Genomic DNA, 24,573 nt, shown 5'->3' on the forward strand with positions numbered 1-24,573 from the left:
GGTGTGCGAGCATGGAGCGCAGCGATCCGCCCGCCCCGACGCGGGTCCGGGCGTGGCCGGGGAGCGCCTACCCGCTCGGCGCGACCTATGACGGCGCAGGCACCAACTTCTCGCTGTTCTCCGAGGTTGCCGAGTCGGTCGAGTTGTGCCTGATCGACCGGGACGGTGTCGAGGAGCGGATCGCCCTGACCGAGGTCGACGGCCACGTCTGGCACGCGTACCTGCCCGGCGTCGTTCCCGGGCAGCGATACGGCATTCGGGTGTACGGACCGTCCGACCCGGCGTCCGGGCACCGGTGCGACCCGAGCATTCTGCTGCTCGATCCCTACGGCAAGGCATTCGACGGCGCTCGCCTCGACGCCGCTCACCTCGCCTCCCCGGACACCGCGGGTCCCGCGGCGACCACGGTGGTGATCAACCCGTACTTCGATTGGCGGTCCGACCGGTCGCCGCGACGGCCGTACCACGAGACGGTGATCTACGAGGCGCACGTCAAGGGCATGACCGCGACGCATCCGGGAGTGCCCGCGGAGCTGCGGGGGACGTACGCCGGTCTCGCGCACCCGGTGGTCGTCGACCATCTCACCGGGCTGGGGGTGACGGCGATCGAGCTGATGCCGGTGCATCAGTTCCTGCACGATCAGGTTCTGCTCGATCGGGGTTTGCGCAACTATTGGGGGTACAACACCGTCGGGTTCTTCGCCCCGCACGTGGAGTATTCGTCGGCGGCGAAGGCGTCCGGTGCGGTCGCCGAGTTCAAGGCGATGGTGCGCGCGTTCCACGCGGCGGGCATCGAGGTGATCCTCGACGTCGTCTACAACCACACCGCGGAGGGCAACGAGCACGGCCCGACGCTGAACTTCCGGGGCATCGACAACGCCGCCTACTACCGGCTCGTCGACGGCGATCGGTCCCGGTACCTGGACTACACCGGCACCGGCAACAGCCTGAATGCCCGGCACCCGCACACGCTGCAGCTGATCATGGACTCGTTGCGGTACTGGGTCACCGAGATGCACGTCGACGGGTTCCGCTTCGACCTCGCCTCGACGCTGGCCAGGGAACTGCACGACGTGGACCGGCTGTCCGCGTTCTTCGACCTGGTGCAGCAGGATCCGATCGTCAGCCAGGTGAAGCTGATCGCGGAACCGTGGGATGTCGGCGAGGGCGGCTACCAGGTCGGGAACTTCCCCGGGCTGTGGACCGAGTGGAACGGCAAGTACCGGGACACGGTCCGCGACTATTGGCGGGGTGTCCCGTCGACGTTGGGCGAGTTCGCCTCCCGCCTCACCGGGTCGTCGGACCTGTACGAGGCGACCGGCAGACGGCCGGGGGCGAGCATCAACTTCGTCACCGCGCACGACGGGTTCACCCTCGCGGACCTGGTGTCCTACAACGACAAACACAACCTCGCCAACGGTGAGGACAATCGTGACGGGGAGAGCCACAATCGTTCCTGGAACTGTGGGGTGGAGGGCGCGACGGACGACGCGGAGATCCTCGCGCTGCGCGCGAGGCAGCGTCGCAACCTGCTCGCGACCCTGTTCCTGAGCCAGGGCACGCCGATGCTGGCGCACGGCGACGAGTTCGGCCGCAGCCAACGCGGCAACAACAACGCGTACTGCCAGGACTCGCCGCTGACATGGATGGACTGGTCTCTGGCGGAATCGAATTCGGATCTGCTGGAGTTCACCCGCACCGTCATCGCGCTCCGGGCCGCGCACCCGGTGTTCCGCAGGCGCCGGTTCTTCGAGGGCCGTCCCGCTGGCGGCGCCGACCGCGACATCGTGTGGCTCACCCCGACCGGAGTCGAGATGACCGAACAGGATTGGGACAGCGGGTTCGGCCGGTCGCTGTCCGCCTACCTCGGCGGTGACGCGATCCGCGAACCGGATCACCGCGGCGAACCGGTGACCGACGACTCGTTCCTGCTGTGCTTCAACGCGCACGACCAGGGGATCGAGTTCGCCGTGCCCTCCGCGGGCGACCGCACCGTCGACGGCGACCGCTGGGACGTCGTCCTGGACACGACCACCCCGACCGGCCGCTCCGACGAGACGGTCCGCGGAGGCGGATCGGTGCAGGTGGGCGCGCGGGCGCTGGCGGTCCTGCGCCGGGCGGCCTGACGTGCAGGCGGTCACCTCCACCTACCGACTGCAGCTGCGGCCGGACCTGTTGGACCTGCGGCTTGTCCGTGAACTGGCCGAGTACCTGCAGGATCTCGGCGTCTCGCACGTGTACCTGTCCCCGGTGGCGACGGCCGTCGACGGGTCGACCCACGGGTACGACGTCACGGATCCGACCCGGGTGGCTGCGGCGCTGGGTGGCCGTCCCGCACTCGAGGCACTCGTCGCCGACCTGCGCGCCCGCGGGATGGGGGTGGTCGTCGACCTGGTCCCGAATCATGTCGGGGTCGCGGCGCCCGAGCAGAATCGGTGGTGGTGGGACGTGCTGCGCCGCGGTCGCGACTCGCCGCACGCCGACCACTTCGACATCGACTGGAGCCGGGGACGTTTCGAGATCCCGATCCTCGGCGACGATGCGGACGCGCTGCGGCTCGACCTCCCGGACTCGGGCACGCACTGCCCCGGCGCGGGCCCGGAACTGGTGTACCACGACCACCGGTTCCCGGTCGCGCCGGGCACGGCCGGTGCTGGCGACGACGCCGCGCGGGTGCACGACCGTCAGGCATATGAGCTGGTGCCGTGGCGCAGCGCTCGGATCGGGTACCGGCGGTTCTTCACCGTCGACTCGCTTGCCGCGCTACGGCAGGAGGATCCGGTGGTCTTCGAGGCAACCCACCGGGAGCCCGCGACCTGGTTCGCGGAGGACCTTGTCGACGGCGTCCGCGTCGACCACCCGGACGGTCTCGCCGACCCGGCGGGCTACCTCACCAGGCTGCGGTCGATTCTTGGTCCGCGTCGATGGCTGGTGATCGAGAAGGTCCTCGGCGCGGGTGAGCGACTCGACCCGTCCCTCCCGATCGACGGGACCACCGGATACGACGCCCTCGCCGAGTTCGGCGGGGTGTTCGTCGATCCGGCGGGGGAAGCGCCGCTGACCCGGCTGCACCTCAACCGGACCGGGAATCGGGGCGATGCCGCCGCTCTCGCGGACGCGACCGTCGTGGCAAAGCGCGAAGTCCTGTGGGGCGGGCTGAAACCGGAGGTCGATCGACTCGTCGAGGCGATCCGCCGCGACTGCGGGATCCGGGGCGGCACCGCGCCGCTGGCCGATGCCCTGATCGAGACGGACGCCCTGATCGAGACGGTGGCCCGGATCCCGGTCTACCGCACCGACTACGCCACCACGGCGGGGGTGCTCACGACCGCCATCGGCGAGACCGCCGCGGCCCGACCGGATCTCGCCGCCAGCATTGCCGCGCTCGCCGGGGCCGCCGCGGCGGGCGGTGAGGCCGCGACCCGCCTTCAGCAGCTGTGCGGCGCGGCGGCAGCGAAGGCGGTCGAGGATCGGCTGTTCTACCGGACCGCGCGGCTGATCTCCCTGCAGGAGGTCGGGGGCGATCCGGGCCGGTTCGCGATCCCGGTGCCGCAGTTCCACCAGCAGCAGGCCGAGCGGGCTCGGCTGTGGCCCGCGGCGATGACGACCCTCTCCACCCACGACACCAAGCGCGGCGAGGACGTCCGCGCCCGGATCTCGGTGCTGTCCCAGGTCGCGGAGCTGTGGGCCCGGTCGGTCGATGACTGGGAACACTCGACGCCGAGCCCGGACCCGACGACCGGACTGTTGTTGTGGCAGACGATGTTCGGGGTGTGGCCCGCGGACGGCGAACCAACATCGGCGCTGCGACGGCGTCTGCACGAGTACGCGACGAAGGCGGTCCGCGAGGCCGCCGTCCACACCGACTGGGTGTCCGTCGACGAGGCGTACGAGGCGCGGGTGCGCGACTGGATCGACGCCGTGCTGCGGGGGCCCGCGGCGCGGTCGATGTCGGCGCTGGTCCGTCGCCTCACCGTGCACGGCAGGATGAACTCCGTCGGCCAGAAGTTGTTGCAGCTCACCGGGCCCGGCATTCCTGACGTCTACCAGGGCACCGAACTGTGGGAGGACTCGCTCGTCGACCCCGACAACCGGCGTCCGGTCGGGTTCGAGGTGCGGCGGCGCCTGCTCGCCCGCCTCGACCCCGGCACCGCGGTCGACGAGTCGGCCAAGCTGCTGGTGGTGCGGGAGTCGCTGCGACTGCGCCGGGAACGACCGGGGTGCTTCGTCGGCGGCAGCTACACGCCGGTGGTCGCGGACGGTCCGTCGGCGCGGCACCTGGTCGGGTTCCGCCGCGGCGAGGAGGTGATCGCGCTGGCGGTCCGGCTGTCGGTGTCGCTGTTCGGGCAGGGATGGGCGGACACCAGCGTGCTGCTGCCGCCGGGGAGGTGGACCGATCGATTGACGGGAACCGTGTACCGCGGCCGCGTCGACCTCGCCACCCTGTTCGCCCGGCGCCCGGTCGCGCTGCTCACCCTGAGCTGACCTGCCGACATGCCACTGAACGAGACAAAGTGGCACGCCGTGCCGTTTCAGCATCTACCGTGATGCGAAGCACAACTCATCTTCGGTACCTGGAGGACGTCAAGCACATGGGCAATCGCTTCGAAGGCAAGGTCGCATTCATCACGGGCGCGGCCCGCGGGCAGGGCAGGGCCGAGGCCGTGAAGTTCGCGTCCGAGGGCGCGAACGTCATCGCGCTCGACGCGTGCGTGAAGTTCGACTCGACCGCCTACGCGGGCGCCACCGAGGAGGACCTCGCCGAAACCGTGCGCCTGGTCGAGGAACAGGGCGGCAAGATCGTCGCCACCAAGGCCGACGTCCGCGACTTCGCCGCCGTCACCGCCGCCCTCGACGCGGGCCTCGAGATGTTCGGCCGCCTCGACTACGTCGTCGCGAACGCGGGCATCTGCTCGGCGGCACTGTCCTGGGAGATCACCCCGGAACAGTGGCAGGAGACCATCGACGTCAACCTGACCGGCGTGTTCTTCACCTGCAAGGCGGCGATCCCGAAGCTGATCGAGCAGGGCGAGGGCGGCTCGATCGTCATCACCAGCTCGGTGTCCGCGCTGACCGGCGCCTCGTTCTTCGGCCACTACGTGGCGAGCAAGGCCGGCGTCGCCGGGCTGACCCGCACCATGGCGAACGAGCTCGGCATGCACAAGATCCGCGTCAACAGCGTGCACCCGTACGGCGTCAACACCGGCATGGTGATGACCGATGCGCTGCCGCTCATGGAGCGCTTCGCCGACACCCTCGCCCCGACGTTCATGGCGACACTGCCCTACGGCTTCAGCGAACCCGAGGATGTCGCGAACGTCGTCGCGTTCCTGTCCTCCGACGAGGCACACCACATCACCGGCATCAACATGCCGATCGATCTGGGTAACGCCGCGCGCTGATCCCCCGCTCCACCCGAACCGCCGGCCGGACCTATCCGGTCGGCGGTTCGTCGTCGGCGACGCTGTCGGGCATGCCGTCGCCGTAGCGGTCGAGGACTTCGCGCACCCGCCCGCCCCATCGTTCGTGCGCGGCCTGCCGGGTGATGCCCGCCGCCCTTGCGATCAGCGACCAGGTCACCCCGCCCGCGCGGAGCACGACGATCGTGTCGGAGCAGTCGATGCCCGCCGCGAGTTGCAGCCGCACCGAGGTCAACTGCCAGGCGAGCTGCCGGGTGGCCGGGATCTCGGTCCCCTCCTCCGCCACCCACTCCGGAGTTCCGGGCAGCGGTCCTGCGCCGACGATCACGTCGGCCTGCCTGCCCACCTCCGCCAGCCCAGCGGCGGTCACCGCGTCCACACTGCCGGCGATGTCGGCGGCGAGCGCGCGTTCGATCAGGCTGTCCACAACGGGTCTCCTGTCAAGGTTGGTTTGACTGCTACGTCAAGACTAACCTGACAGCCCGGGTTGCGCTATCGAGCGGCCGCGTTATCGAACGGAGGCGAGCCGCTGCTCGGCGCCGCCGACCGCGGCCGCCCCGACGACGTCAGGGGCAGCCCCGACGGCATACCCGGTCGCGGCGGCTCGGGCCCCGACAATCGGCGCACAGTCCAAGCAGGGCGTTTCGGCGTCGACCGCGTGCCCGCCGCACACCCAGCAGCACGCCCGCATCGGCCTCCGCTCCCCGAAGGTCAGGGTGGTCGCATACGCGACCCGGCAGTGCGCGCACGCATCGCCCGCGGCCGCGACCGGCCGCCCGCAACCCGGAATCCCACATGCCGCCGCCACGTCCCGACCACGCCAGGACCCACCCGACGCGGTGTCCACACCGTCGCGGCCCCACGCACTTACATATGCCACGTTCGACAACCCTCCCCGGTTAGCTGAACCGTAATTGAGCGTCACATCAACTTGACCGAACGGTGACCCAAACCGTCTGAAGAGCACTCGTCGATGTGCAATCAATCTCAAATTGGAACCTACACCGAAACCGTCGTGAAGTCGTCACAAGATCTCAACGTTAGCCAATCATTAACCCACTCAAGGATAAACTGGACATCCAACCAATTGAACAGTTGACCAAAACGGCCCGGCTCCCCCACGGCACCCGATTCCGGCATCCTGGTCGCATGAGCAGCGCACGCCGCTTCGACGTCTGGGCCCCTCGTCCGCACCGCGTCCGCCTCCACCTCGACGGGGAACTCCACGAGATGATCCGCGGCGCGGGCGACCGGTGGCACACCACCGTCCCTGCCGCGCCGGACGGCAGATACGGCTTCGTCCTCGACGAGGATCCCACCGTGCTCCCCGACCCACGCTCGCCCCGCCAGCCGGACGGTGTCCACGCCCCGTCGATGCTGCACTCCGTCGACCCGGCGCGCTGGACCGATACCGCCTGGACCGGACGCCAACTCGCGGGCAGCGTCGTCTACGAACTGCACATCGGCACGTTCACCCCGGAGGGGACGTTCGACAGCGCCACCGAACACCTCGACCACCTCGTCCGTCTCGGGGTCGGCTTCGTCGAACTGATGCCCGTCAACGCGTTCAACGGCACCCACAATTGGGGATACGACGGGGTGCTCTGGTACGCGGTCCACGAGCAGTACGGCGGGCCCGACGGGCTGCAGCGGTTCGTCGACGCCTGCCACCGGCACGGTCTCGGCGTGCTCCTCGACGTCGTCCACAATCACCTCGGCCCGTCCGGGAACCACCTGGACCGGTTCGGTCCGTATCTCACCACGGGCGACACCGCGTGGGGCGCGGCCGTCAACCTCGACGGCCCCGACTCCGGTCCGGTCCGCCGGTTCGTCATCGACAACGCGCTGCGCTGGATGCGGGACTTCCACATCGACGGCCTGCGGCTGGACGCGGTGCACGCCCTCGTCGACCGCACCGCAACCCATCTCCTCGAACAGCTCGCCGTCGAAACCGAGTCCCTGTCCACTCACCTGGGCCGCCCGCTCACCCTGATCGCCGAGTCCGATCGCAACGACCCCACCCTGATCACCCCGCGGGCGGCGGGCGGGCACGGTCTGCACGCCCACTGGAACGACGACGTCCACCACGCCATCCACGCCGCCGTCTCCGGTGAACGCCAGGGCTACTACGGCGACTTCGGTTCCCTCCAGTGCCTGGCGACCACGCTGCGGCAGGGCTACTTCCACGCGGGCACCTACTCGACCTTCCGCGGCCGCACCCACGGACGGCCGCTCGACATCCGACGCACCCCGGCCAGCGCCCTGCTCGCCTACACCTGCACCCACGACCAGGTGGGGAACCGGGCGACCGGCGACCGACCCGGCGCCTACCTGACCTTCGGCCAGCTCGCGATCAAGGCGGCGCTGGTCCTGTGCTCGCCGTTCACCCCGATGCTGTTCATGGGCGAGGAGTGGGGCGCGAGCACGCCGTTCCGGTACTTCACCTCGCACCCGGAGCCGGGCCTCGCGGCGGCGACCGCGGCGGGGCGGGTCGCGGAGTTCGCGGCGCACGGATGGCCCGCGACCGACATCCCGGACCCGCAGGACCCGCGCACCTTCGATCGGTCGAAACTGGACTGGACCGAACCCGACGCGGCGCCACACGACCGGCTGCTGCGCAGCTACCGCGACCTGCTCGCGCTGCGCGCCGACCGCTCCGACCTGACCGACCCGTGGCTCGACCGGGTCGCGGTGGACTACGACGAGGACGCACAGTGGATTGTGCTGCACCGCAACACGATCCAACTGGCATGCAATCTCGGGAGCGAGCCGGTGACCGTCCCCGTCGGCGGCACCCCGGTGCTGTGGTGGGACCCGCCGACCCAGGACCCGACCGGCGCGGCGACGGTCCTACCCGGCCACTCGTTCGTGGTGCTGGACACCGCGGACTGAAGAACAACCGCACGAGCCAAGCGAACGCCCACCCCCTGCGGAATCGATGATCATCAAAAGACCTGCTGCGCATGCATTTTCACGATCTCCTCCGACAGACCAGACCTGTCAGTACGCTCACGCGCGCACAGCCCGTACACAGACAGGACAACGCATGACGCGCACGACCCGGCTGTTCGCCGGAACACTTGCCACGCTGGCCCTCACCGCGGGATTAACCACTGCGACGGCGACATCCGCCAACGCACTGATCATCGACGCACTCGACGGAAACAACTGGAACGCATACGAGCCCGGCGATGTCCCGACCGCGTACCCGGGGATGTACCTCGACTTCACCGGCGACTGGACCAATTTCACCCCGGTTCCCGATGAGCTCAGCGGACAGGCCAGAACGGACTTCCTTGAGACGGCGCGAGACGCGGGTAAGTTCACCGCGGCGAAGTCCTGCACCCTGGGTCCCGTCGGCACCGATGCCGCTGGCCGCAAGGTGGGGATCACCGCCGGGCACTGCACCCAATCGTCGTGGTCGAAGGAATGGGGCGCGCCGCTGCACCCCGGTCCGACGCGCGGCGTGGAGGTGTCCGATACGAACCTTTCCAAGTACCCCGTCTACGACAAGAACGCGTCGAAGTGGACTCAGCAGCACCCAGGCACGCCAGCGCCCGACCCGATCGGATGGATCCGCTGGGTCGACGCCGACACCTGCGAGAGCGGTGAAACCGGCGGCGACAACGAAGCATGCGCCGACAACCCGTACCAGACCGACCCCACCAGCCGAACCGACTACATGGTGATCGAGTTCGCGCCCGACGTGCAGCTCTCGAGCCAGGTGCTGGACAAGGCTGGTAAACCGGTCGCGAGCACCGCAGGCGGCGGCACACCCCTCAAGGTGAATTCCATTTACACCAACGCGAGCGGCGCACCGGCACTGCCCGGAATCCTGTTCAACCATGTCGAGCTGTACGGAGCCAGAACCGATCGAGACCCCGACCTCATGACCGTTCCAACGGTTATCACAACCCCCTCCAGCGGCGTCATCACCTTCGTCAGCAACGGCATGATCCGCGCTGCGGCTGGCTTCAATAACGGTGACTCCGGTGGCCCGGTGGTACTGAAGGGCACCGGCAAGTGGGTCGGCATCGTCACGGCGACCACACCCGATATCCCGCCGTGGGTCAACACCTCGGCCAAGAACATCCTGGATGATCTCAATCCGCGCGGCGTCGCCGGCAGCGGCTTCACCCCGATCAACAACTGACACCACGGGGTGTGGACGGCGCCTCGTCCACACCCCGACTCATCAGAGTTCCAGCGCAACGTATTTCGTCTCGAGATACTCCTCGATCCCCTCGGTGCCGCCCTCGCTGCCGAGCCCGGACTGCTTGACGCCGCCGAACGGGGCTGCCGGGTCGGAGATCACACCCCGGTTGACGCCGACCATGCCCGCCTCGAGGGCGTCCGCGACCCGCAGGGAGCGGTCCAGCGACCGCGTGTAAATGTAGGCGGCCAACCCGAACTCGGTGCCGTTCGCCGCAGCGACGGCCTCGTCCTCGGTGTCGAACCCGGTGATCGCCGCCACCGGCCCGAAGATCTCCTCGGCCACGATCCGGGCGTCGGCGGGCACGTTGTCGAGGACGGTCGGACGGTAGAACCAGCCTGGCCCGTCCACCGGTCCGCCGCCCGTCCGGATCCGGGCGCCCGCCGCGACCGCGTCGTCGACCAGGTCGGTGACGCTGGTGCGCTGCTTCTCGTTGATCAGCGGGCCGATGTCGCTGCCGTCCCGGTAACCCGGCCCGACGGTCAACGCCGCGATCCGGTCAGTGAGCTTCGCGGTGAACTCCTCCCGCACCGCGTTGGCGACGATCAGCCGGTTCGCTGCCGTGCACGCCTCGCCGCCGTTGCGCATCTTCGCGGCCATCGCCCCCTCGACGGCGGCGTCGACGTCCGCGTCGTCGAACACCACGAACGGCGCGTTGCCGCCGAGCTCCATCGACGTCCGCAGCACCTGCCCGGCGGACTGCTCGAGCAGCGTCTTCCCGACCCCCGTCGAGCCGGTGAACGTCACCTTCCGCAGCCGCGGATCCGCTAGCAGCGGACCGCTGACCGCGGCGGCGTCGGAGGTCGGCAGCACCGACAGCACACCGGCGGGCAGCCCGGCGTCGGCGAACACCCGGGCCAGCAGCAGCATCGTCAGCGGGGTTTCCGAGGCCGGCTTGACGAGCATCGTGCAGCCGGCCGCGAGCGCGGGACCGATCTTGCGGGTGCCCATCGCCAGCGGGAAGTTCCACGGCGTGATCGCCAGGCACGGCCCGACCGGCGCCTTGGTCACCAGGATCCGGCCGTTGCCGGACGGCGCGGTGGTGTAGCGGCCCTGGATCCGCGGCGCCTCCTCACTGAACCAGCGCAGGAATTCCGCCCCGTAGGCAACCTCGCCGCGACTCTCGGCCAGCGTCTTGCCCATTTCGAGGGTCATCAGCAGGGCGAAGTCCTCGGCCCGGTCGGTGACGAGTTGCCATGCGGCGCGGAGGATCTCGGCGCGCTCCCGGGGGGCGGTCGCGGCCCACTCACGCTGCGCACGGCTGGCGGTGTCGAGGGCACGCAGCGCGTCCTCGGCCGTCGCGTCGGCGACCTCGGTGAGGACCGTCCCCGTCGCCGGGTCGTGTACCGCGAACGTGTCGCCCCGCACCGCGGCCACCGGCGAGCCGTCGATCCACAGTCCCGTGGGAACGGCGGCGAGGAGTTCGTCGAATTGGCTCATGGGATCACCCTGTCACGGCGGGGGTGCGGCCGCTCGCCGCGCGACCGCCGATCAGATCAGGTAGCGGTAGGCGGGCGAGCCCGGTTCGAGCTGCTCGACCTTCATCGGCGAGGCCGCCATCCGCTCGAGCAGGCCGTTGATCCCGTCGGCGGACCCGAGTTCGATGCCGACCAGCGCGGTCCCGGTCTCCCGGTTGTTGCGCTTGACGTACTCGAACAGGGTGATGTCGTCCTCCGGCCCGAGGACCTCCCCGAGGAACCGTCGCAGCGCGCCCGGCTCCTGCGGGAAGTTGACCAGAAAGTAGTGCTTGAGGCCGAGGTGGACGAGGGACCGTTCGAGGATCTCCCCGTAGCGGGACACGTCGTTGTTGCCGCCCGAGATCAGGCACACCACCGTCGAGCCGGGCTCGACGCGCAGGTCCGCGAGCGCGGCCACCGACAGCGCACCCGACGGCTCCGCGATGACCCCCTCGTTCTGGTAGAGCCCGAGCAGCGCCGTGCACACCGCGCCCTCGTCGGCGTGCGTCATCGTGACGTTGCCCGCTCCCGCTGCGGTGCGCGTGACCAGCGGCAGCGAACTGTGCGAGACCACCTCGACCCCGAGCCCGGACAGCACCGCATACGGCAGGTCACCGATCCGGCGGACCGCGGTCCCGTCCACGAACGGGTCGATCTCCGGCAGCGTCACCGGCGCGCCTGCGACCAGCGCCGCGGTCATCGACGCGGCGCCGCTCGGCTCGACCCCGACGATCGCGGTCGCGGGCGACCGCTCGTGCAGGTACGTCGCGATGCCCGCGATCAGGCCGCCGCCGCCGACCGGCACGATCACGGTGCCCGGCTCCTCGCCAAGCTGGTCCAGGATCTCCGCGGCGATCGTGCCCTGACCTGCCGCGGTCCGCGGATCGTCGAACGGCGGGACCATCGTCGCCCCGGTGCGGCGCGCGTCGTCCGCGGCCGCCTCCGCCGCCGCGTCGTAGGTTTCGCCGGTCGCGATCAGTTCCACGAACCCGGCGCCGTGCGCGAGGATCCGGTCCCGCTTCTGCCGCGGCGTGTTCGACGGGACGTAGATCCGGCCCCGGATGCCCATGCTGCGGCACGCGAACGCCACACCCTGCGCGTGGTTGCCCGCGCTCGCGCACACCACGCCCGCGGCCCGTTCCTCGTCGCTGAGCTGCACGATCAAGTTGTAGGCACCGCGGATCTTGAACGAGCGGACCACCTGAAGGTCCTCCCGCTTGAGGTACACCCGCGCGCCGGTGTCGGCGGACAGTCGGGGGCAGAACTGCAGCGGGGTCGCCTCGACGACTCCGGAAATTCGCGTCGCGGCGGCATCGATCTCGCGCGCGTCGAGCAGCGCGGCCTTCACATCAGCACATTCCCGGGTGTTCGACACCCGTCCATGTTGCCACCTCACGGGCCGTCCGGGTCACCCGGGCCGCGCCCTACCCGAACTGCGACGGCCGGGGAATGTTGCGCAGATTCGACTTCGCCATCTTCACGGCCTCGCCGACGCCGCCGTTCATCACCATCTTCGACATCGCCAGCGCGAAACCCCGCACCTGACCGGCGCTGATCGACGGCGGCAGCGACAGCGCCATCGGGTCGGTGACGATGTCGAGCAGGGCGGGGCCGTCGTGGTCGAGCACGGCCCGCAGTCCGGCCTCGACGTCCGCGGGATCCTCGACCCGGCGCGCGAACAACCCGAGCGCCGACGCGACCGCCGCGTAGTCGACACCGGGCACGTCGACACCGAAGTCCGGCAGTCCGTCGACGAGCATCTCCAGCTTCACCATGCCGAGCGTCGAGTTGTCGAACACCACCACCTTGACCGGGAGACGGGTCGCCGCAACGGTGATCAACTCCCCCAACAGCATCGACAACCCACCGTCGCCGGACACCGAGATCACCTGCCGCCCCGGGCAGGCCACCTGGGCGCCGAGCGCGTGCGGCAGCGCGTTCGCCATCGACCCGTGCAGCGCCGACGACAGGAACCGCCGCTGCCCGTTCGGGTTCAGGTAGCGGGCGGTCCACACGTTGCACATGCCGGTGTCCGCGGTGATCACCGCGTCCGGCGCGGCGAGGTCGTCGAGCAGGGCCGCCGCGTACTCGGGGTGAATCGGCCTGCGCTGCCTCACGTCCCCGGTGTAGGCGCCGACCACCCGGTCCATCAGCGTGCGGTGCCGCGTCAGCTGCGCATCGAGGAACGCGCGGTCCGGTGCGCGCTCGATCAGCGGCGCCACCGCACGCAGCGTGCTGGCCGTGTCGCCGTGCACCGCGATGTCCAGACCGGTGCGGCGCCCGAGTTTCGCCGCGTCACTGTCGATCTGAGCGGTGCGAACGTCGTCGGGCAGGAACTGGTCGTACGGGAAGTCGGTGCCGATCAGCAGCAGCAGGTCGGCGTCGTGCATGCCGTCGTGCGCCGCGCCGTAGCCGAGCAGCCCGGTCATCCCGACGTCGAACGGGTTGTCGTACTGGATCCACTCCTTGCCGCGCAGGGTGTGCCCGATCGGCGCACCGATCCGCTCGGCGAGCGCGAGGACCTCGTCGCGGGCGTCGCGCACCCCGGCCCCGGCGAAGATCGCCACCCGCTGCGCGGCGTTGATCGCGTCGGCGAGGGCGGCGACGTCCCCGGCATCCGGGACCAGCGCGGGCGGCCGGGTCCGAACCAGCGTGGGGGGCGTTCCCTCGGCGGGCCGGTCCGCGACATCGCCGGGCAGCGTGATCACCGCGACACCCGGCCCGGCGAGCGCGTGCCGCATCGCGGTGTGCACCACCCGCGGCGCCTGCGCCGGGGAGCTGACGAGTTCGGCGTACACCGAACACTCGACGAACAGCCGGTCCGGGTGGGTCTCCTGGAAGTAGCCGGTGCCGATCTGGGTGCTCGGGATGTGCGAGGCGATCGCGAGGACCGGCGCACCGGACCGGTTCGCGTCGTAAAGACCGTTGATCAGGTGCAGGTTGCCCGGCCCGCAGGAGCCCGCGCACACCGCGAGCTCCCCCGTCACCTGCGCGTCCGCGGACGCCGCGAACGCCGCCGCCTCCTCGTGCCGGACGTGGATCCAGTCGATGCCGCCCGCCGCAGCCCCTCCGGTGCGGCGGACGGCATCGACGATCGGGTTCAGGCTGTCGCCGACGATGCCGTAGATGCGGCGCACACCCGCGTCGACCAGTTGGGCGACGAGCTGGTCGGCGACGGTTCCTGACGCCATGACGACCTCCGATGCTGGGTCGGGTCGGACGATGCCGGGCCCGCTACTGCGCGGTGAGGACGAACACCGGGATCTGCCGATCGGTCTTCCGCTGGTAGTCGGCGTAGTCCGGGAACGCCGCGACCGCCCGGTCCCACCACACCTGCTTCTCGTCGCCGGTGACCTCGCGGGCGGTCATGTCCCGTTTGACCGGGCCGTCCTGCAGCTCGACGTGCGGGTCCGCGACGACGTTGTGGTACCAGACCGGGTTCTTCGGGGCACCGCCGAGCGAGGCGACGATCGCGTACTCGCCGCCGTGTTCCACGCGCATCAGCGGTGTCTTGCGCAGCTTCCCGGTCCGGGCGCCGCGGGTGGTGAGCAGCACCACCGACATGCCGTTCATGGTGGTGCCCTTTGTTCCGCCCGAGCTCTCGTACAGGTCCGCCTGGTCCGCGGCCCACTTGCTGGGGCTGGGTTCGTACTCTCCGGTCAGTGGCATGGCACCAGTGAACACCGACGCCGCTGCGGCCGCAGCACGAGAGGAAGGTCACCGGCGCCAAGACAATTGTTGGGTGGACCGAACTCTTCGACGCCGGTAGCCTGAACCCATGACCACCGTCGACCACACTCGCCTGTCGCACCCCGGCGACACGCTCGACATCGCCGGTACCGCATGGCCGCTGTACAAGCTTGAGGCCCTGGTGGTCGGCGTCCTGGTCTTCCTCACCGTCCTCATCGTCGTGCAGGCGCTGCAACCCGCGGTCCTCGTCGCCGCCGGCGCCACCGTCGTCGTGTGGTGGGCGCGGCGACGGCACTGGGCCACCGTCGGGGGCTGACCGCCCGCGGATCGTCCGGTGGGCCACCCCACCCGACCGATTCCGGTCGTACCGTGGTGGGTGTCCCCCATCGACGGGAGTCGTCATGACCACTCCGACCGATTCACCCGGCACCGCACCGTCGTCACCCGAACCACCGCCCACCGCACCCGGCGCTGCCGCCTACCCGCCGCGACCCCCGAGCAACGTGGGGTGGGCGGTCACGGCGTTGGTGTTCTTCTGGCCGCTGGCCTTCTCCGCGTTCACGCACGCCGCCGAGGTGTACCCGCGGTGGGCGAGCGGGGATCCGAAGGCGGCGCAGGATGCGTCCGAGCGGGCCCGCAGGCTCGGCCAGATCTCGTTGTGGCTGTTCGGCGGACTGCTGCTGCTGTTCGTGATCGTGTACGTGATCGTCGCTGCCGTGGTGATCTCCGACGGCGGCGGCATGTACTGGGATCACCCGCGGATGCGCTGACCCCGGCGGGCGCGAGCCCCGCGCGATCGGCATCGCGCGAGTAGCGTGAGACATCGGCAGGGTCGGGGCCGCGCCATCACCGGAGGTCAGGCCATGCGCCGTGCATCGATCGGCCGCTCACTCGGACGGGCCGCGGTGTCCGCAACCGCACTCGCCCTCCCGCTCGGCCCGGTGGCCGCCGCGGCAGCGGGTCCGCCGCCACCGCCGGTCACCACCGTGTTCCCGACGCCGGTCGGGTACCTCTCCGGATGCCTGAGCAACATCTTCCCCTGCTATTCGGTGCCGCCGTTGACGACCGTGACCCCGACGGCCACCCCGACCGCACCGGGCACCGTGACCTTCGCGACGACGCCCCCGACCCGGTGGTGGACCGGAACGCTCGGCTGCCTCGATGTGTCCGTGAACTGGCGGAACCTGACGACCGGCGCGGCGGGCAGCACCGTGCTGCACGTGGTGCCGCCCGACTACCGCCGACCCGTGCCGCTGGCCGACCGCTGCCGCTACGCCCCGGCGACGGCGGTCACCGGCAGCGGCGCCGTGGTCGCCACCGCGGATGTCGGCGCGCAGCCGCCGGCAGGCGGATACCAGATCCTGGTCAGCCGCGGGTTCGGCGGCCTCGTCGTGCCCTGACGGTCCGGCTCAGCTGCTCAGGCAACTCGGGCCGAGCAGCGCCTTCAGGTCACCCATCAACGCCGAGGACGGTTCGACCCGCAGGCTGTCGTCGAGCTTGAGCATCGTGATCTGCGTTCCGCTGACCAACCGCAGGTGCACGTCGGAGGTGCCGGGGTGCCGGGTGAGCACCTGCTTGAGCGCCCCCACCTTGTCCGGGGTGCACAGCCGGGTCGGCAGGCTCACCGCGAGCGGCTTCGCGACCCCGATCGCCGAGAGATCCGGAACGGCAAGGTCGTTCGCGATGATCGATACCCGCTCGTCGCGAACGTTGACGCGGCCCTTGACCAGCACCACCGAGTCCTCGGCGATGTCCATCCCGTACACCGAGTAGGCCTGCGGGAAGAAGATCACCTCCACCGATGCACCGCCGACACCCTCGAGTTCGGTTGCCGCCCAGGTCAATCCGTTCTTGTTGATCCGACGGGTCACCGACGCGAGGATGCCGCCGACGGTGACCTGCGCGCCGTCGCCTGCCTGTCCCTCGAGGATCGCGGCGATCGGGGTGTCGGTCTGCGCGGCGATCACGTGCTCGACCCCGTCGAGCGGATGCCCGGACACGTACAGGCCCAGCATCTCCCGCTCGAGGGCCAGCTTGTGCTTGGTGTCCCACTCCTCGTCGGGCACCTTCACGTTGAACACCGACGCGATCGACTCGTCCGCGTCGGCACCGCCGAACAGGTCGAACTGGCCGACCGCCTCCGCCTTCTTGGTGCCCATCACCGCGTCGATCGCGTCGGTGTGCACCAGGAACAGGCCCTTGCGCGGATGGTCGAGGGAATCGAACGCGCCCGCCTTGACCAGCGACTCGGTGACCTTCTTGCTGCACGCCTGCGCGTCGATCTTGTTCAGGTAGTCGGAGAAGTCGGTGTACTTTCCCTTCTCGGTGCGGGCCGAGATGATCGACTCCACCACGTTGGCGCCGACGTTGCGGACCGCGCCCATCCCGAACCGGATGTCCTCGCCGACCGACGCGAAGTTCACCACCGATTCGTTGACGTCCGGCGGCAGCACCGTGATGCCCATCGCGCGGCAGTCCGCCAGGTAGATCGCCGACTTGTCCTTGTCGTCGCCGACGGAGGTGAGCAGCGCGGCCATGTACTCGGCCGGGTAGTTGGCCTTGAAGTACGCGGTCCAGAACGAGACGAGGCCGTACCCGGCGGCGTGCGACTTGTTGAATGCGTAGCCGGCGAACGGCAGGACGGTGTCCCACAGCGCGGTGATCGCGGGCTGGGTGAAGCCGTTGTCGAGCATGCCCTGCTGGAAGCCGCCGTACGCCTCGTCGAGGATCTCCTTCTTCTTCTTGCCCATCGCGCGGCGCAGCAGGTCGGCCTGGCCGAGTGAGTACCCGGCCACCTTCTGCGCGATCTGCATGATCTGCTCCTGGTACACGATCAGGCCGAAGGTCTCCTTGAGGATCTCCCGCAGCGGCTCCTCGAGCTCCGGGTGGATCGGCTTGACCTCCTGCAGGCCGTTCTTGCGTTTCGCGTAGTCGGTGTGCGCGTTCACGCCCATCGGCCCCGGCCGGTACAGCGCGAGCACGGCGACGATGTCCTCGAAGCCGGTCGGCTTCATCAGCTTGAGCAGGCTGCGCATCGCGGTGCCGTCGAGCTGGAACACCCCGAGGGTGTCGCCGCGCGCGAGCAGCTCGTAGGTGGCCGGGTCGTCGAGCGGCAGCGCGTCCAGGTCGATGTCGATGCCGCGGTTCGCCTTCAGGTTCTCGATCGCGTCACCGAGGACCGTCAGGTTCCGCAGGCCGAGGAAGTCCATCTTCAGCAGGCCGATGGCCTCGCACGACGGGTAGTCCCAGCCGGTGATGATCGCGCCGTCCTGCGCCCGCTTCCACACCGGGATCGCGTCCGTGAGCGGCTCACAGGACATGATCACCGCGCACGCGTGCACGCCCGCGTTGCGGATCAGCCCCTCGAGACCCTTCGCGGTCTGGTAGATCTTCGCGACGTCCGGGTTGGACTCGATCAGCGCCCGGACCTCGACGGCCTCCTTGTACCGCTCGTGCTCCGGGTCGGTGATCCCCGAGACCGAGATGTCCTTCGCCATGATCGGCGGCGGCAGCGCCTTGGTGATCTGGTCGGCGATCGCGAAGCCGGGCTGCCCGAACTGCACCCGCGCCGAGTCCTTGATCGCGGCCTTCGTCTTGATGGTGCCGAACGTGATGACCTGCGCGACCTTGTCGCTGCCCCACTTGTCGGTTGCGTAGCGGACCATCTCGCCGCGGCGGCGATCGTCGAAGTCGATGTCGATATCGGGCATCGAGACGCGCTCGGGGTTCAGGAACCGCTCGAACAGCAGGCCGTGCGGGATCGGGTCGATGTTGGTGATGCCCATCGCGTACGCGACCAGCGACCCGGCGGCCGAGCCGCGGCCCGGGCCGACCCGGATGCCGACGTCCTTGGCATGGTTGATCAGGTCGCCGACCACCAGGAAGTAGGCGGGGAAACCCATCTCGTTGATCACGCTGATCTCGTACTCGGCGCGGGTGACGTACTCGTCCGGGACCGGGCCGTTCGGGAACCGATGCTCACGCAGCCCGCGCATCACCTCGTGGTGCAGGAACGACTGCTGGGTGTGCCCCTCGGGAACCGGGAAGATCGGCATCCGGTCCCGGTGCGTCCACACGTCGTCGTAGGACTGCACCCGCTCGGCGATCAGCAGGCTGCTGTCGCAGGCGCCGGGCACCTCGTCGTCCCAGATGGCCCGCATCTCCGCCGCGGACTTGAGGTAGTAGCCGTCGCCGTCGAACTTGAACCGGGTCGGGTCCGAGAGCGTCTTGCCGGTCTGGATGCACAGCAACGCCTCGTGGTTCTCGGCGGCGTCCTTGGTGACGTAATGGCAGTCGTTGGTCGCCAGCGGCGGGATCCCGAGCTGCTTGCCGATGTCGAGTAGACCCTCCCGGACCCGGCGTTCGATGGACAGGCCGTGGTCCATCAGCTCGAGGAAGAAGTTGTCCTTCCCCCAGATCTCCTGCCACTTCGCGGCCGCCTCGAGGGCCTCCCGGTCGTGGCCGAGGCGCAGCCGGGTCTGGATCTCCCCCGACGGGCAGCCGGTGGTCGCGATGATCCCCTCGTGGTGCTCGGCGATGATCTCCTCGTCCATCCGGGCCCACTTGCCGAGCTGCCCCTCGATCGAGGCCCGCGAGGACAGCTTGAACAGGTTCCGCAGACCGGTCGCGTTCTCCGCGACCATCGTCATGTGGGTGTAGGCGCCGGAGCCGGACACGTCGTCGGACTTCTGGCTGGGATCGCCCCACTTGACGCGCTTGGTGTTGAACCGGGACTCCGGAGCGATGTACGCCTCGATGCCGATGATCGGCTTGATGCCCTGCTTCTTCGCGACGTTGTAGAACTCGCTTGCGCCGTACATGTTGCCGTGGTCGGTCATCCCGACCGCCGTCATCCCGAGCCGCTCGGCCTCCTTGAACAGCGGTCCGACCTTCGCCGCGCCGTCGAGCATCGAGTACTCGGTGTGATTGTGAAGATGGACGAAGGAGTCAGCCACGCACCGAGTGTAGGGGGTCGGTCCGACGGGTCCGCCCGCCGCGCGGCCCGGCACCGCGTTGAATGGGGGTTCATGTGTCACCCGGCGCCGACGAATGACGCATGAACCCCCATTCAGCTGGCGCTCGGCGGGCCGCCCGCCCTGGTCACCGCTCGGGCACCGCGCCGTCGTCGGGGCCGGGCGCCACCGTCCCGGACTGCCCGGGGAGCAGCGGGCGGACCGCGAACCGCCCGAACACGGCGTCCGCGGGCAGCGCCTCCACCGCCCAGACGCCCTCGCCCGCGGCGAGCGCCAAGAGATCGTCCTGCGGCGCCCGGACCGTCGCGGCGACCACGCACGCGCAGTCCCCGGCCAACCGGGACGCCGACACCGCGGCGATCCGGCCGGCCCGGTCGTCGGTCGACGCCGCACCCGCCACCCGCGCGGCCGCGTACCCGGGGGCACGGGCGACGGACGCCGCCCCGGCAACCCCCACCGCGACGATCGGCGTCTGCACCCGGTCGATCGGCACCCGAAACCACAGTTGGGATGCGCCGACGTCCCCGAGCAGCGCCTGCGCCCCGCTCGCGGTGACCTCGGTGTCGAACGAGACCAGCGCCCAGCGGACGTCGGGTCCAGCCGCGGCGACGGAGTCCGCGGCCCGCGTCAGGTAGCCGGCGACCTGCTCGCCGGGGTCGGGGCCGAGAACGTCGGTCCCGACGGTCCGCGGGGTCGGCGGATTCGCCACCCCGAGCGCAACGACCGTCGCGGCGAGGCCCGCCGCGCACACCGCGGTGATCGCGGCGCCGATCCGATCAGGCACTCCGCAGGACGTCCAGTGCGTGCTGCAGGTCCTTCGGATAGTCGCTGGTGATCTCCACCCACCGGCCGTCCGCCGGGTGCGCGAACCCGAGCGACCTGGCGTGCAGCCACTGCCGCTCCAGCCCAAGCCGCTCCGCCAGCCGCGGGTCGGCGCCGTAGGTGAGGTCGCCGCAGCACGGGTGCCGCAGCGCCGAGAAATGCACCCGGATCTGGTGGGTGCGACCGGTCTCCAGGTGGATGTCGAGCAGGCTCGCCGCCTGGAACGCCTCGACCGTGTCGTAGTGGGTGATCGACGGCTTGCCGTCGGCGGTGACCGCGAACCGCCAGTCGCTGCCCCGATGCCTGCCGATCGGTGCGTCGATGGTGCCGCTGGACGGATCCGGGTGCCCCTGCACCAGCGCGTGGTAGCGCTTGTCGATGGTGCGCTGCTTGAATGCCCGCTTGAGCACGGTGTACGCGCGCTCGCTCGTCGCGACGACCATCACGCCGGAGGTGCCGACGTCGAGCCGGTGGACGATGCCCTGCCGCTCGTGCGCGCCGGACGTCGAGATGCGGAATCCGGCGGCGGCCAGGCCACCGACGACGGTCGGGCCGGTCCAGCCGACGCTGGCGTGCGCGGCGACCCCGACCGGCTTGTCGACGGCGACGACGTCGTCGTCGGCGTACAGGATGTCCATCCCCTCGACCGGCTGCGCCTCCACCGTCAGCGGACGCTCCGGCTCCGGCAGCATCACCTCCAGCCAGGCACCGGACGGCAGCCGATCCGACTTGCCCGCCGCGCTCCCATCGATCAGGACCGACCCCTCGTCGGTCAGTGTCGCCACCGTGGTCCGGGACAGGCCGAGCAGTCGCGCCAGACCCGCGTCCACCCGCATCCCCTCCAGTCCGTCCGGCACGGGCATCGACCGCGTCTCGCGCATCAGGACTCCTTCTCGCTGGGCCGGTCCACCGTCGTGTCGGTGGCGGGGTCGGTGTCGGTGGCGGGGTCGGTGGCGGGGTCGGTGTCGGTGGCGCCGTCACCGCGGGTGCCGTCCGGGTTGATCCCGAACAGGGTCAGCAGCACCAGCAGGATCGCCCCGCACACCACCCCCGAGTCGGCGACGTTGAACACCGGCCACCAGCCGACGGACACGAAATCGACGACGTGCCCCTGCAGCGGGCCCGGCGACCGGAACAACCGGTCGATCAGGTTGCCCAGCGCGCCGCCGAGGACGAGGCCGAGACCGAGCGCCCACCACGGTGACCGCAGGGTGCGCCCGATCTTGATCACGCCGATCACGACGGCGACCGCGACCAGGGTCAGCAGCCACGTCATGCCGGTCGCCATCGAGAACGCCGCGCCCGGGTTGCGGATCAGTTTCAGGGTGACCACGTCGCCGATGATCCGAATCGGATTGCCCGGTTCGATGAAGTGCACGGCGGCGATCTTGGTCGCGAGGTCCATGGCAAGGACGACGGCCGCGATGACGATCAACAGACGCATCCGCAATGGATGACCCGACGCGTCCCGGTCCGAGACCGCCGCGCCGTCGGGTGTGGGGTTCACCCCTTTCTCCGCTTCACTCACCCCGCCATCATCCCTCACCGCACGGCCGGGGCCTGCAGGCACCGTCCGCTGCGGGCTCGTACCGCCGGCGCGTGGCTAACCTGGACGGGTGTCAGAGTTCTCGAATCGGGCCGGGCGGGTCACCGCGGCCCTCGCCGCGGTCGCCGTCGCCGCCGCCTGCAGCAGCAACGACGGGGCCGCACCCGCGGCGACCGTCACCACGAAGGAGACCACCGTCCCGATCTCCGCGATCAGCACCGCGGTCGTCGACGCGGGCGCGGAACCCCGGCAGCGGGTCCAGCTCCGCCCGGCGCCGGGCGCCGAGCAGCGGGCGGTGATGACGACCCGTTCCGACATCTATCAGCAGATCGCCGACCAGCCGCAGCAGGACCTGTCCACCCCGGCGGTGACGATGCCGCTGACCGCGGTGGTCACCGGTCCGGCCGATCCGGCGCTCACCGTCGACCTCACGCTCGGCGAGCTGAGCTCGCCGGACGTCGTGCTGCAGGACGCGCTGGCGTCATCCGCCGGCTCCGAAGCGGGTCTGACCGTTCAGCCGTCCGGTGCCGTCACCGCGCTGCGGATCACCCCGGACGCCGACTCCCGCGACATCGCGCGGTCGGCGATCGAGCAGGCGTTCTATCAGGCCGTGTACCGCGGGGTGACCTTCCCGGACGCCGAGATCGGGGTCGGCGCGGTGTGGACGATGCGACAGCAGGTGATGAGCGGGATGGTCCTGAACCAGGTCACCACCGCGACGCTGCGAGCCCGCGACGGCGACCGTCTCACCGTGGACCTCTCCGTCACCCAGACGCCGGAGTCCCCGGTCTGGGATCTGCCCGGCGACACCGGCACCCTCAGCATCGACACCTTCACGATGGCGGGCACCGGAACCCTGGTGATCGATCTCGCCGCCCCGCTCCCGGTGGACGGGTCGGTGACCCTCAGCGGCGAGCAGACGTACACGGACCCGAACAGCACCACCCGGCTGCGGCAGGCCACCACCAACAGCGTCCGGTGGTCGCGGCCGTGACCCGGCGGATGCCCGCCGGCGCGGTCGCCGCCCTGATCGGGTCGGCTGCGGTGCTCACCGGCTGCGGTGGCGATGACCGGGATGCGGCCCTGCCCGCGGTGACGACCGTCGCGGCGCCCGCCGCACCCGCGGACGCGCCGACCCTGGACCCGGCCCGGTTGCCGGCCGCACTGCTGACGGTCGCGGACCTGCCCGCCGGGTTCGCGGCGCTGCCCGACCCCGTCACCGATCTCGGTCTGCCACCCGCATCGGAGGATCCGCAGCCGGACCGGTCCTCGACGGACCCGCGGGAGTGCGCGGCGGTGCTCGCCCCGATCGCTGATCAGGTGCCCGGCGCGGCCGCCCACGCGGCGGCCAGGTTCGCGGGCCCCGCCTTCACCAGCGTGGACACCGACGCGGCCAGCTATTCCGGTACCGGGGCCGCGCAGGCCTTCGGCACCGTTCAGGCCACGTTCGCCGCCTGCGCCGAGTATGCGGGCACCGACGCCGACGGGGTCGCCGTGCAGTACCGGCTCGGCGGTCTCGACCAGCCGACCGTCGGGGACGCGTCCGTCGCGGTGCGCTTGGAGACCAGCAGCGACGGGTTCACGATGATCTCCGACACCGTCCTCGCGGTCGTCGGAGGCACCCTCGTGCAGGTCACCGCGACCGGACAACAGCCGATCGAGCCGTCCGTGCTGACGGACCTCGCACGCACGGCCGTCGAAAGGCTCCGCACCCCGCAACCGTGAGTGATGCGCACCCCCATCGGGGTGAAAATCGCGCACGGGCGCGGAGCGCACGAACGGCCGGCACCCCGTCGTTCCGGGGTGCCGGCCGTTCGTGCGCTTCGCGCTTCTAGACGCAGGCCGGGGAGGTCAGGTTCGCCAGCTTGATCATGTTGCAGGCGTACTCCTTCGACAGCACCCACTTGCCGTTCTCGACGACGAAGGTGGCGGTGCCGGGGTTGACCTGGCCGCCGATGTCGAGGTTCACGGTGGCGGTCAGGGTGCCGTCGCCGTTGTCGAGGATCGGGTCGACGACGGTGACGGTGGCGTTGTTCTGCTTCGCGGCGGCGGCGACCTGATCGAACAGGCCGGGATCGGCCTGACCGTCCTGAACCAGGGTGACCTTCTCCTCGACCGGGGTCGCCGGGTCGAGGCCCTTGGCCAGCATCGCGTTCAGCTCGGCGGCGGTCGGCGCGGGCGGGCTGTCGATGCCGGTCGGCTCGGCGACAGCGGAGGTGGTCTTGGTGGTGGTGGCGGCGGCCGTGTCGTCGCCACCGTCGGAGCTGCAGGCGCCGAGCGTGAGGGCGGCCGCGACCGCGACACCGGCCACGAGAGTCTTACGGAGCATCAATGCATGTCCTTACGTCGTTGTTGGAACTTGCGTCGTGTGTGCGTCCCGGCGCGCGCCGGACGGCCGTCGTTGCCGACCCCGTCGCGCGAGCACGTGTCACCTTAGTCAACACGGAAAAAA

General features: G+C 70.3%; 21 protein-coding genes. 10 read left to right on the plus strand and 11 right to left on the minus strand.

The genetic code is table 11. From position 1 onward, the window contains the following. Positions 1-11: 11 nt before the first annotated feature. The 3 genes from glgX (at position 12) to ACFWQG_RS12155 (ending at position 5,402) form a co-directional block, all read left to right on the plus strand. Positions 12-2,126, plus strand: coding sequence for a glycogen debranching protein GlgX (gene glgX / locus ACFWQG_RS12145; RefSeq protein WP_378507865.1), 2,115 nt, complete (start codon positions 12-14; stop codon positions 2,124-2,126). A 1-nt stretch (position 2,127) separates the two neighbouring features. Beyond that, on the plus strand, positions 2,128-4,485 hold the full coding sequence (gene treY, locus ACFWQG_RS12150) for a malto-oligosyltrehalose synthase (protein WP_378507866.1): 2,358 nt from the start codon (positions 2,128-2,130) through the stop codon (positions 4,483-4,485). Positions 4,486-4,592: 107 nt separating this feature from the next. After that, on the plus strand, positions 4,593-5,402 hold the full coding sequence (locus ACFWQG_RS12155) for a mycofactocin-coupled SDR family oxidoreductase (protein ID WP_378507956.1): 810 nt from the start codon (positions 4,593-4,595) through the stop codon (positions 5,400-5,402). A gap of 31 nt (positions 5,403-5,433) precedes the next feature. Here ACFWQG_RS12155 and ACFWQG_RS12160 read toward each other — a convergent pair whose 3' ends face one another. After that, on the minus strand, positions 5,434-5,847 hold the full coding sequence (locus ACFWQG_RS12160) for a hypothetical protein (RefSeq protein WP_378507867.1): 414 nt from the start codon (positions 5,845-5,847) through the stop codon (positions 5,434-5,436). Between the two features lie 81 nt (positions 5,848-5,928). After that, complete coding sequence (locus ACFWQG_RS12165) at positions 5,929-6,300, minus strand: hypothetical protein (protein WP_378507868.1); 372 nt, start codon at positions 6,298-6,300, stop codon at positions 5,929-5,931. Between the two features lie 269 nt (positions 6,301-6,569). Between ACFWQG_RS12165 and treZ the strand changes: the two genes are divergently transcribed. Further along, positions 6,570-8,312, plus strand: coding sequence for a malto-oligosyltrehalose trehalohydrolase (gene treZ, locus ACFWQG_RS12170; RefSeq protein WP_378507869.1), 1,743 nt, complete (start codon positions 6,570-6,572; stop codon positions 8,310-8,312). A gap of 154 nt (positions 8,313-8,466) precedes the next feature. Further along, positions 8,467-9,573: a hypothetical protein gene (locus tag ACFWQG_RS12175; RefSeq protein ID WP_378507870.1), complete on the plus strand. Its 1,107-nt coding sequence runs from the start codon at positions 8,467-8,469 to the stop codon at positions 9,571-9,573. Between the two features lie 42 nt (positions 9,574-9,615). On the opposite strand, the gene ACFWQG_RS12180 is transcribed toward ACFWQG_RS12175, so the two are convergent. Genes ACFWQG_RS12180 through ACFWQG_RS12195 form a run of 4 tightly spaced genes read right to left on the minus strand, consistent with a single transcriptional unit; the run spans position 9,616 to position 14,759 of the window. Continuing rightward, positions 9,616-11,073, minus strand: a complete 1,458-nt coding sequence (locus ACFWQG_RS12180) for an NAD-dependent succinate-semialdehyde dehydrogenase (protein ID WP_378507871.1) — start codon at positions 11,071-11,073, stop codon at positions 9,616-9,618. A gap of 51 nt (positions 11,074-11,124) precedes the next feature. Next, positions 11,125-12,465 carry a threonine ammonia-lyase IlvA gene (gene ilvA, locus ACFWQG_RS12185; protein ID WP_378507872.1) on the minus strand — a complete coding sequence of 447 codons (1,341 nt, stop codon included), beginning with the start codon at positions 12,463-12,465 and terminating at the stop codon, positions 11,125-11,127. 49 nt (positions 12,466-12,514) lie between these two features. Beyond that, positions 12,515-14,281 carry a pyruvate dehydrogenase gene (locus ACFWQG_RS12190; RefSeq protein ID WP_378507873.1) on the minus strand — a complete coding sequence of 589 codons (1,767 nt, stop codon included), beginning with the start codon at positions 14,279-14,281 and terminating at the stop codon, positions 12,515-12,517. Positions 14,282-14,324: 43 nt separating this feature from the next. Continuing rightward, positions 14,325-14,759 (minus strand): nitroreductase family deazaflavin-dependent oxidoreductase, encoded by a 435-nt coding sequence (locus ACFWQG_RS12195; protein ID WP_378507874.1) that lies wholly within the window; start codon positions 14,757-14,759, stop codon positions 14,325-14,327. Positions 14,760-14,868: 109 nt separating this feature from the next. Here ACFWQG_RS12195 and ACFWQG_RS12200 point away from each other — a divergent pair, with 109 nt between their 5' ends. The 3 genes from ACFWQG_RS12200 to ACFWQG_RS12210 all read left to right on the plus strand — a co-directional run bounded on the left by ACFWQG_RS12200 (position 14,869) and on the right by ACFWQG_RS12210 (position 16,180). Next, the gene (locus tag ACFWQG_RS12200) at positions 14,869-15,096 is read left to right on the plus strand and encodes a hypothetical protein (protein ID WP_378507875.1); all 228 of its coding nucleotides are present in this window, start codon (positions 14,869-14,871) and stop codon (positions 15,094-15,096) included. 85 nt (positions 15,097-15,181) lie between these two features. Further along, a complete protein-coding gene (locus ACFWQG_RS12205; RefSeq protein WP_378507876.1) occupies positions 15,182-15,550 on the plus strand; it encodes a CD225/dispanin family protein in 369 nt (122 codons plus the stop codon). Between the two features lie 93 nt (positions 15,551-15,643). Next, a complete protein-coding gene (locus ACFWQG_RS12210) occupies positions 15,644-16,180 on the plus strand; it encodes a hypothetical protein (RefSeq protein WP_378507877.1) in 537 nt (178 codons plus the stop codon). Positions 16,181-16,189: 9 nt separating this feature from the next. Here ACFWQG_RS12210 and dnaE read toward each other — a convergent pair whose 3' ends face one another. The 4 genes from dnaE to lspA form a co-directional block, all read right to left on the minus strand. Further along, complete coding sequence (dnaE, locus tag ACFWQG_RS12215) at positions 16,190-19,735, minus strand: DNA polymerase III subunit alpha (RefSeq protein WP_378507878.1); 3,546 nt, start codon at positions 19,733-19,735, stop codon at positions 16,190-16,192. 145 nt (positions 19,736-19,880) lie between these two features. Continuing rightward, entirely contained in the window at positions 19,881-20,537 is a 657-nt protein-coding gene (locus ACFWQG_RS12220; protein WP_378507879.1) for a hypothetical protein, read from the minus strand. After that, positions 20,530-21,456: an RluA family pseudouridine synthase gene (locus ACFWQG_RS12225; RefSeq protein ID WP_378507880.1), complete on the minus strand. Its 927-nt coding sequence runs from the start codon at positions 21,454-21,456 to the stop codon at positions 20,530-20,532. The genes ACFWQG_RS12220 and ACFWQG_RS12225 overlap by 8 nt, the downstream gene beginning before the upstream one ends. After that, the gene (lspA, locus tag ACFWQG_RS12230; protein WP_378507957.1) at positions 21,456-22,019 is read right to left on the minus strand and encodes a signal peptidase II; all 564 of its coding nucleotides are present in this window, start codon (positions 22,017-22,019) and stop codon (positions 21,456-21,458) included. Before lspA ends, ACFWQG_RS12225 begins: the two co-directional genes overlap by 1 nt. Positions 22,020-22,191: 172 nt before the next feature. Here lspA and ACFWQG_RS12235 point away from each other — a divergent pair, with 172 nt between their 5' ends. Both ACFWQG_RS12235 and ACFWQG_RS12240 read left to right on the plus strand, forming a co-directional pair. Beyond that, positions 22,192-23,115, plus strand: coding sequence for a hypothetical protein (locus ACFWQG_RS12235; protein ID WP_378507881.1), 924 nt, complete (start codon positions 22,192-22,194; stop codon positions 23,113-23,115). An 8-nt stretch (positions 23,116-23,123) separates the two neighbouring features. Continuing rightward, positions 23,124-23,846 carry a sensor domain-containing protein gene (locus tag ACFWQG_RS12240; protein ID WP_378507958.1) on the plus strand — a complete coding sequence of 241 codons (723 nt, stop codon included), beginning with the start codon at positions 23,124-23,126 and terminating at the stop codon, positions 23,844-23,846. A gap of 106 nt (positions 23,847-23,952) precedes the next feature. On the opposite strand, the gene ACFWQG_RS12245 is transcribed toward ACFWQG_RS12240, so the two are convergent. Then, complete coding sequence (locus ACFWQG_RS12245) at positions 23,953-24,450, minus strand: hypothetical protein (RefSeq protein WP_378507882.1); 498 nt, start codon at positions 24,448-24,450, stop codon at positions 23,953-23,955. Positions 24,451-24,573: the final 123 nt, after the last annotated feature.

It is taken from the genome of Rhodococcus sp. NPDC058532, from assembly GCF_042719255.1.
In the GTDB taxonomy this organism is placed as follows: Bacteria; Actinomycetota; Actinomycetes; order Mycobacteriales; family Mycobacteriaceae; genus Rhodococcus_G.

Excerpts from the sequence above, each read along its gene's own strand:
- ACFWQG_RS12210 (WP_378507877.1), top strand. The coding sequence starts at position 15,644 with ATGCGCCGTGCATCGATCGGCCGCTCACTCGGACGGGCCGCGGTGTCC.
- ACFWQG_RS12240 (WP_378507958.1), top strand. The coding sequence starts at position 23,124 with ATGCCCGCCGGCGCGGTCGCCGCCCTGATCGGGTCGGCTGCGGTGCTC.
- ACFWQG_RS12190 (WP_378507873.1), bottom strand. The coding sequence starts at position 14,281 with ATGGCGTCAGGAACCGTCGCCGACCAGCTCGTCGCCCAACTGGTCGAC.
- ACFWQG_RS12180 (WP_378507871.1), bottom strand. The coding sequence starts at position 11,073 with ATGAGCCAATTCGACGAACTCCTCGCCGCCGTTCCCACGGGACTGTGG.
- ACFWQG_RS12205 (WP_378507876.1), top strand. The coding sequence starts at position 15,182 with ATGACCACTCCGACCGATTCACCCGGCACCGCACCGTCGTCACCCGAA.
- glgX (WP_378507865.1), top strand. The coding sequence starts at position 12 with ATGGAGCGCAGCGATCCGCCCGCCCCGACGCGGGTCCGGGCGTGGCCG.
- ACFWQG_RS12175 (WP_378507870.1), top strand. The coding sequence starts at position 8,467 with ATGACGCGCACGACCCGGCTGTTCGCCGGAACACTTGCCACGCTGGCC.
- ACFWQG_RS12195 (WP_378507874.1), bottom strand. The coding sequence starts at position 14,759 with ATGCCACTGACCGGAGAGTACGAACCCAGCCCCAGCAAGTGGGCCGCG.
- ACFWQG_RS12225 (WP_378507880.1), bottom strand. The coding sequence starts at position 21,456 with ATGCGCGAGACGCGGTCGATGCCCGTGCCGGACGGACTGGAGGGGATG.
- treZ (WP_378507869.1), top strand. The coding sequence starts at position 6,570 with ATGAGCAGCGCACGCCGCTTCGACGTCTGGGCCCCTCGTCCGCACCGC.
- ACFWQG_RS12200 (WP_378507875.1), top strand. The coding sequence starts at position 14,869 with ATGACCACCGTCGACCACACTCGCCTGTCGCACCCCGGCGACACGCTC.
- ACFWQG_RS12245 (WP_378507882.1), bottom strand. The coding sequence starts at position 24,450 with ATGCTCCGTAAGACTCTCGTGGCCGGTGTCGCGGTCGCGGCCGCCCTC.
- lspA (WP_378507957.1), bottom strand. The coding sequence starts at position 22,019 with ATGCGTCTGTTGATCGTCATCGCGGCCGTCGTCCTTGCCATGGACCTC.
- ACFWQG_RS12155 (WP_378507956.1), top strand. The coding sequence starts at position 4,593 with ATGGGCAATCGCTTCGAAGGCAAGGTCGCATTCATCACGGGCGCGGCC.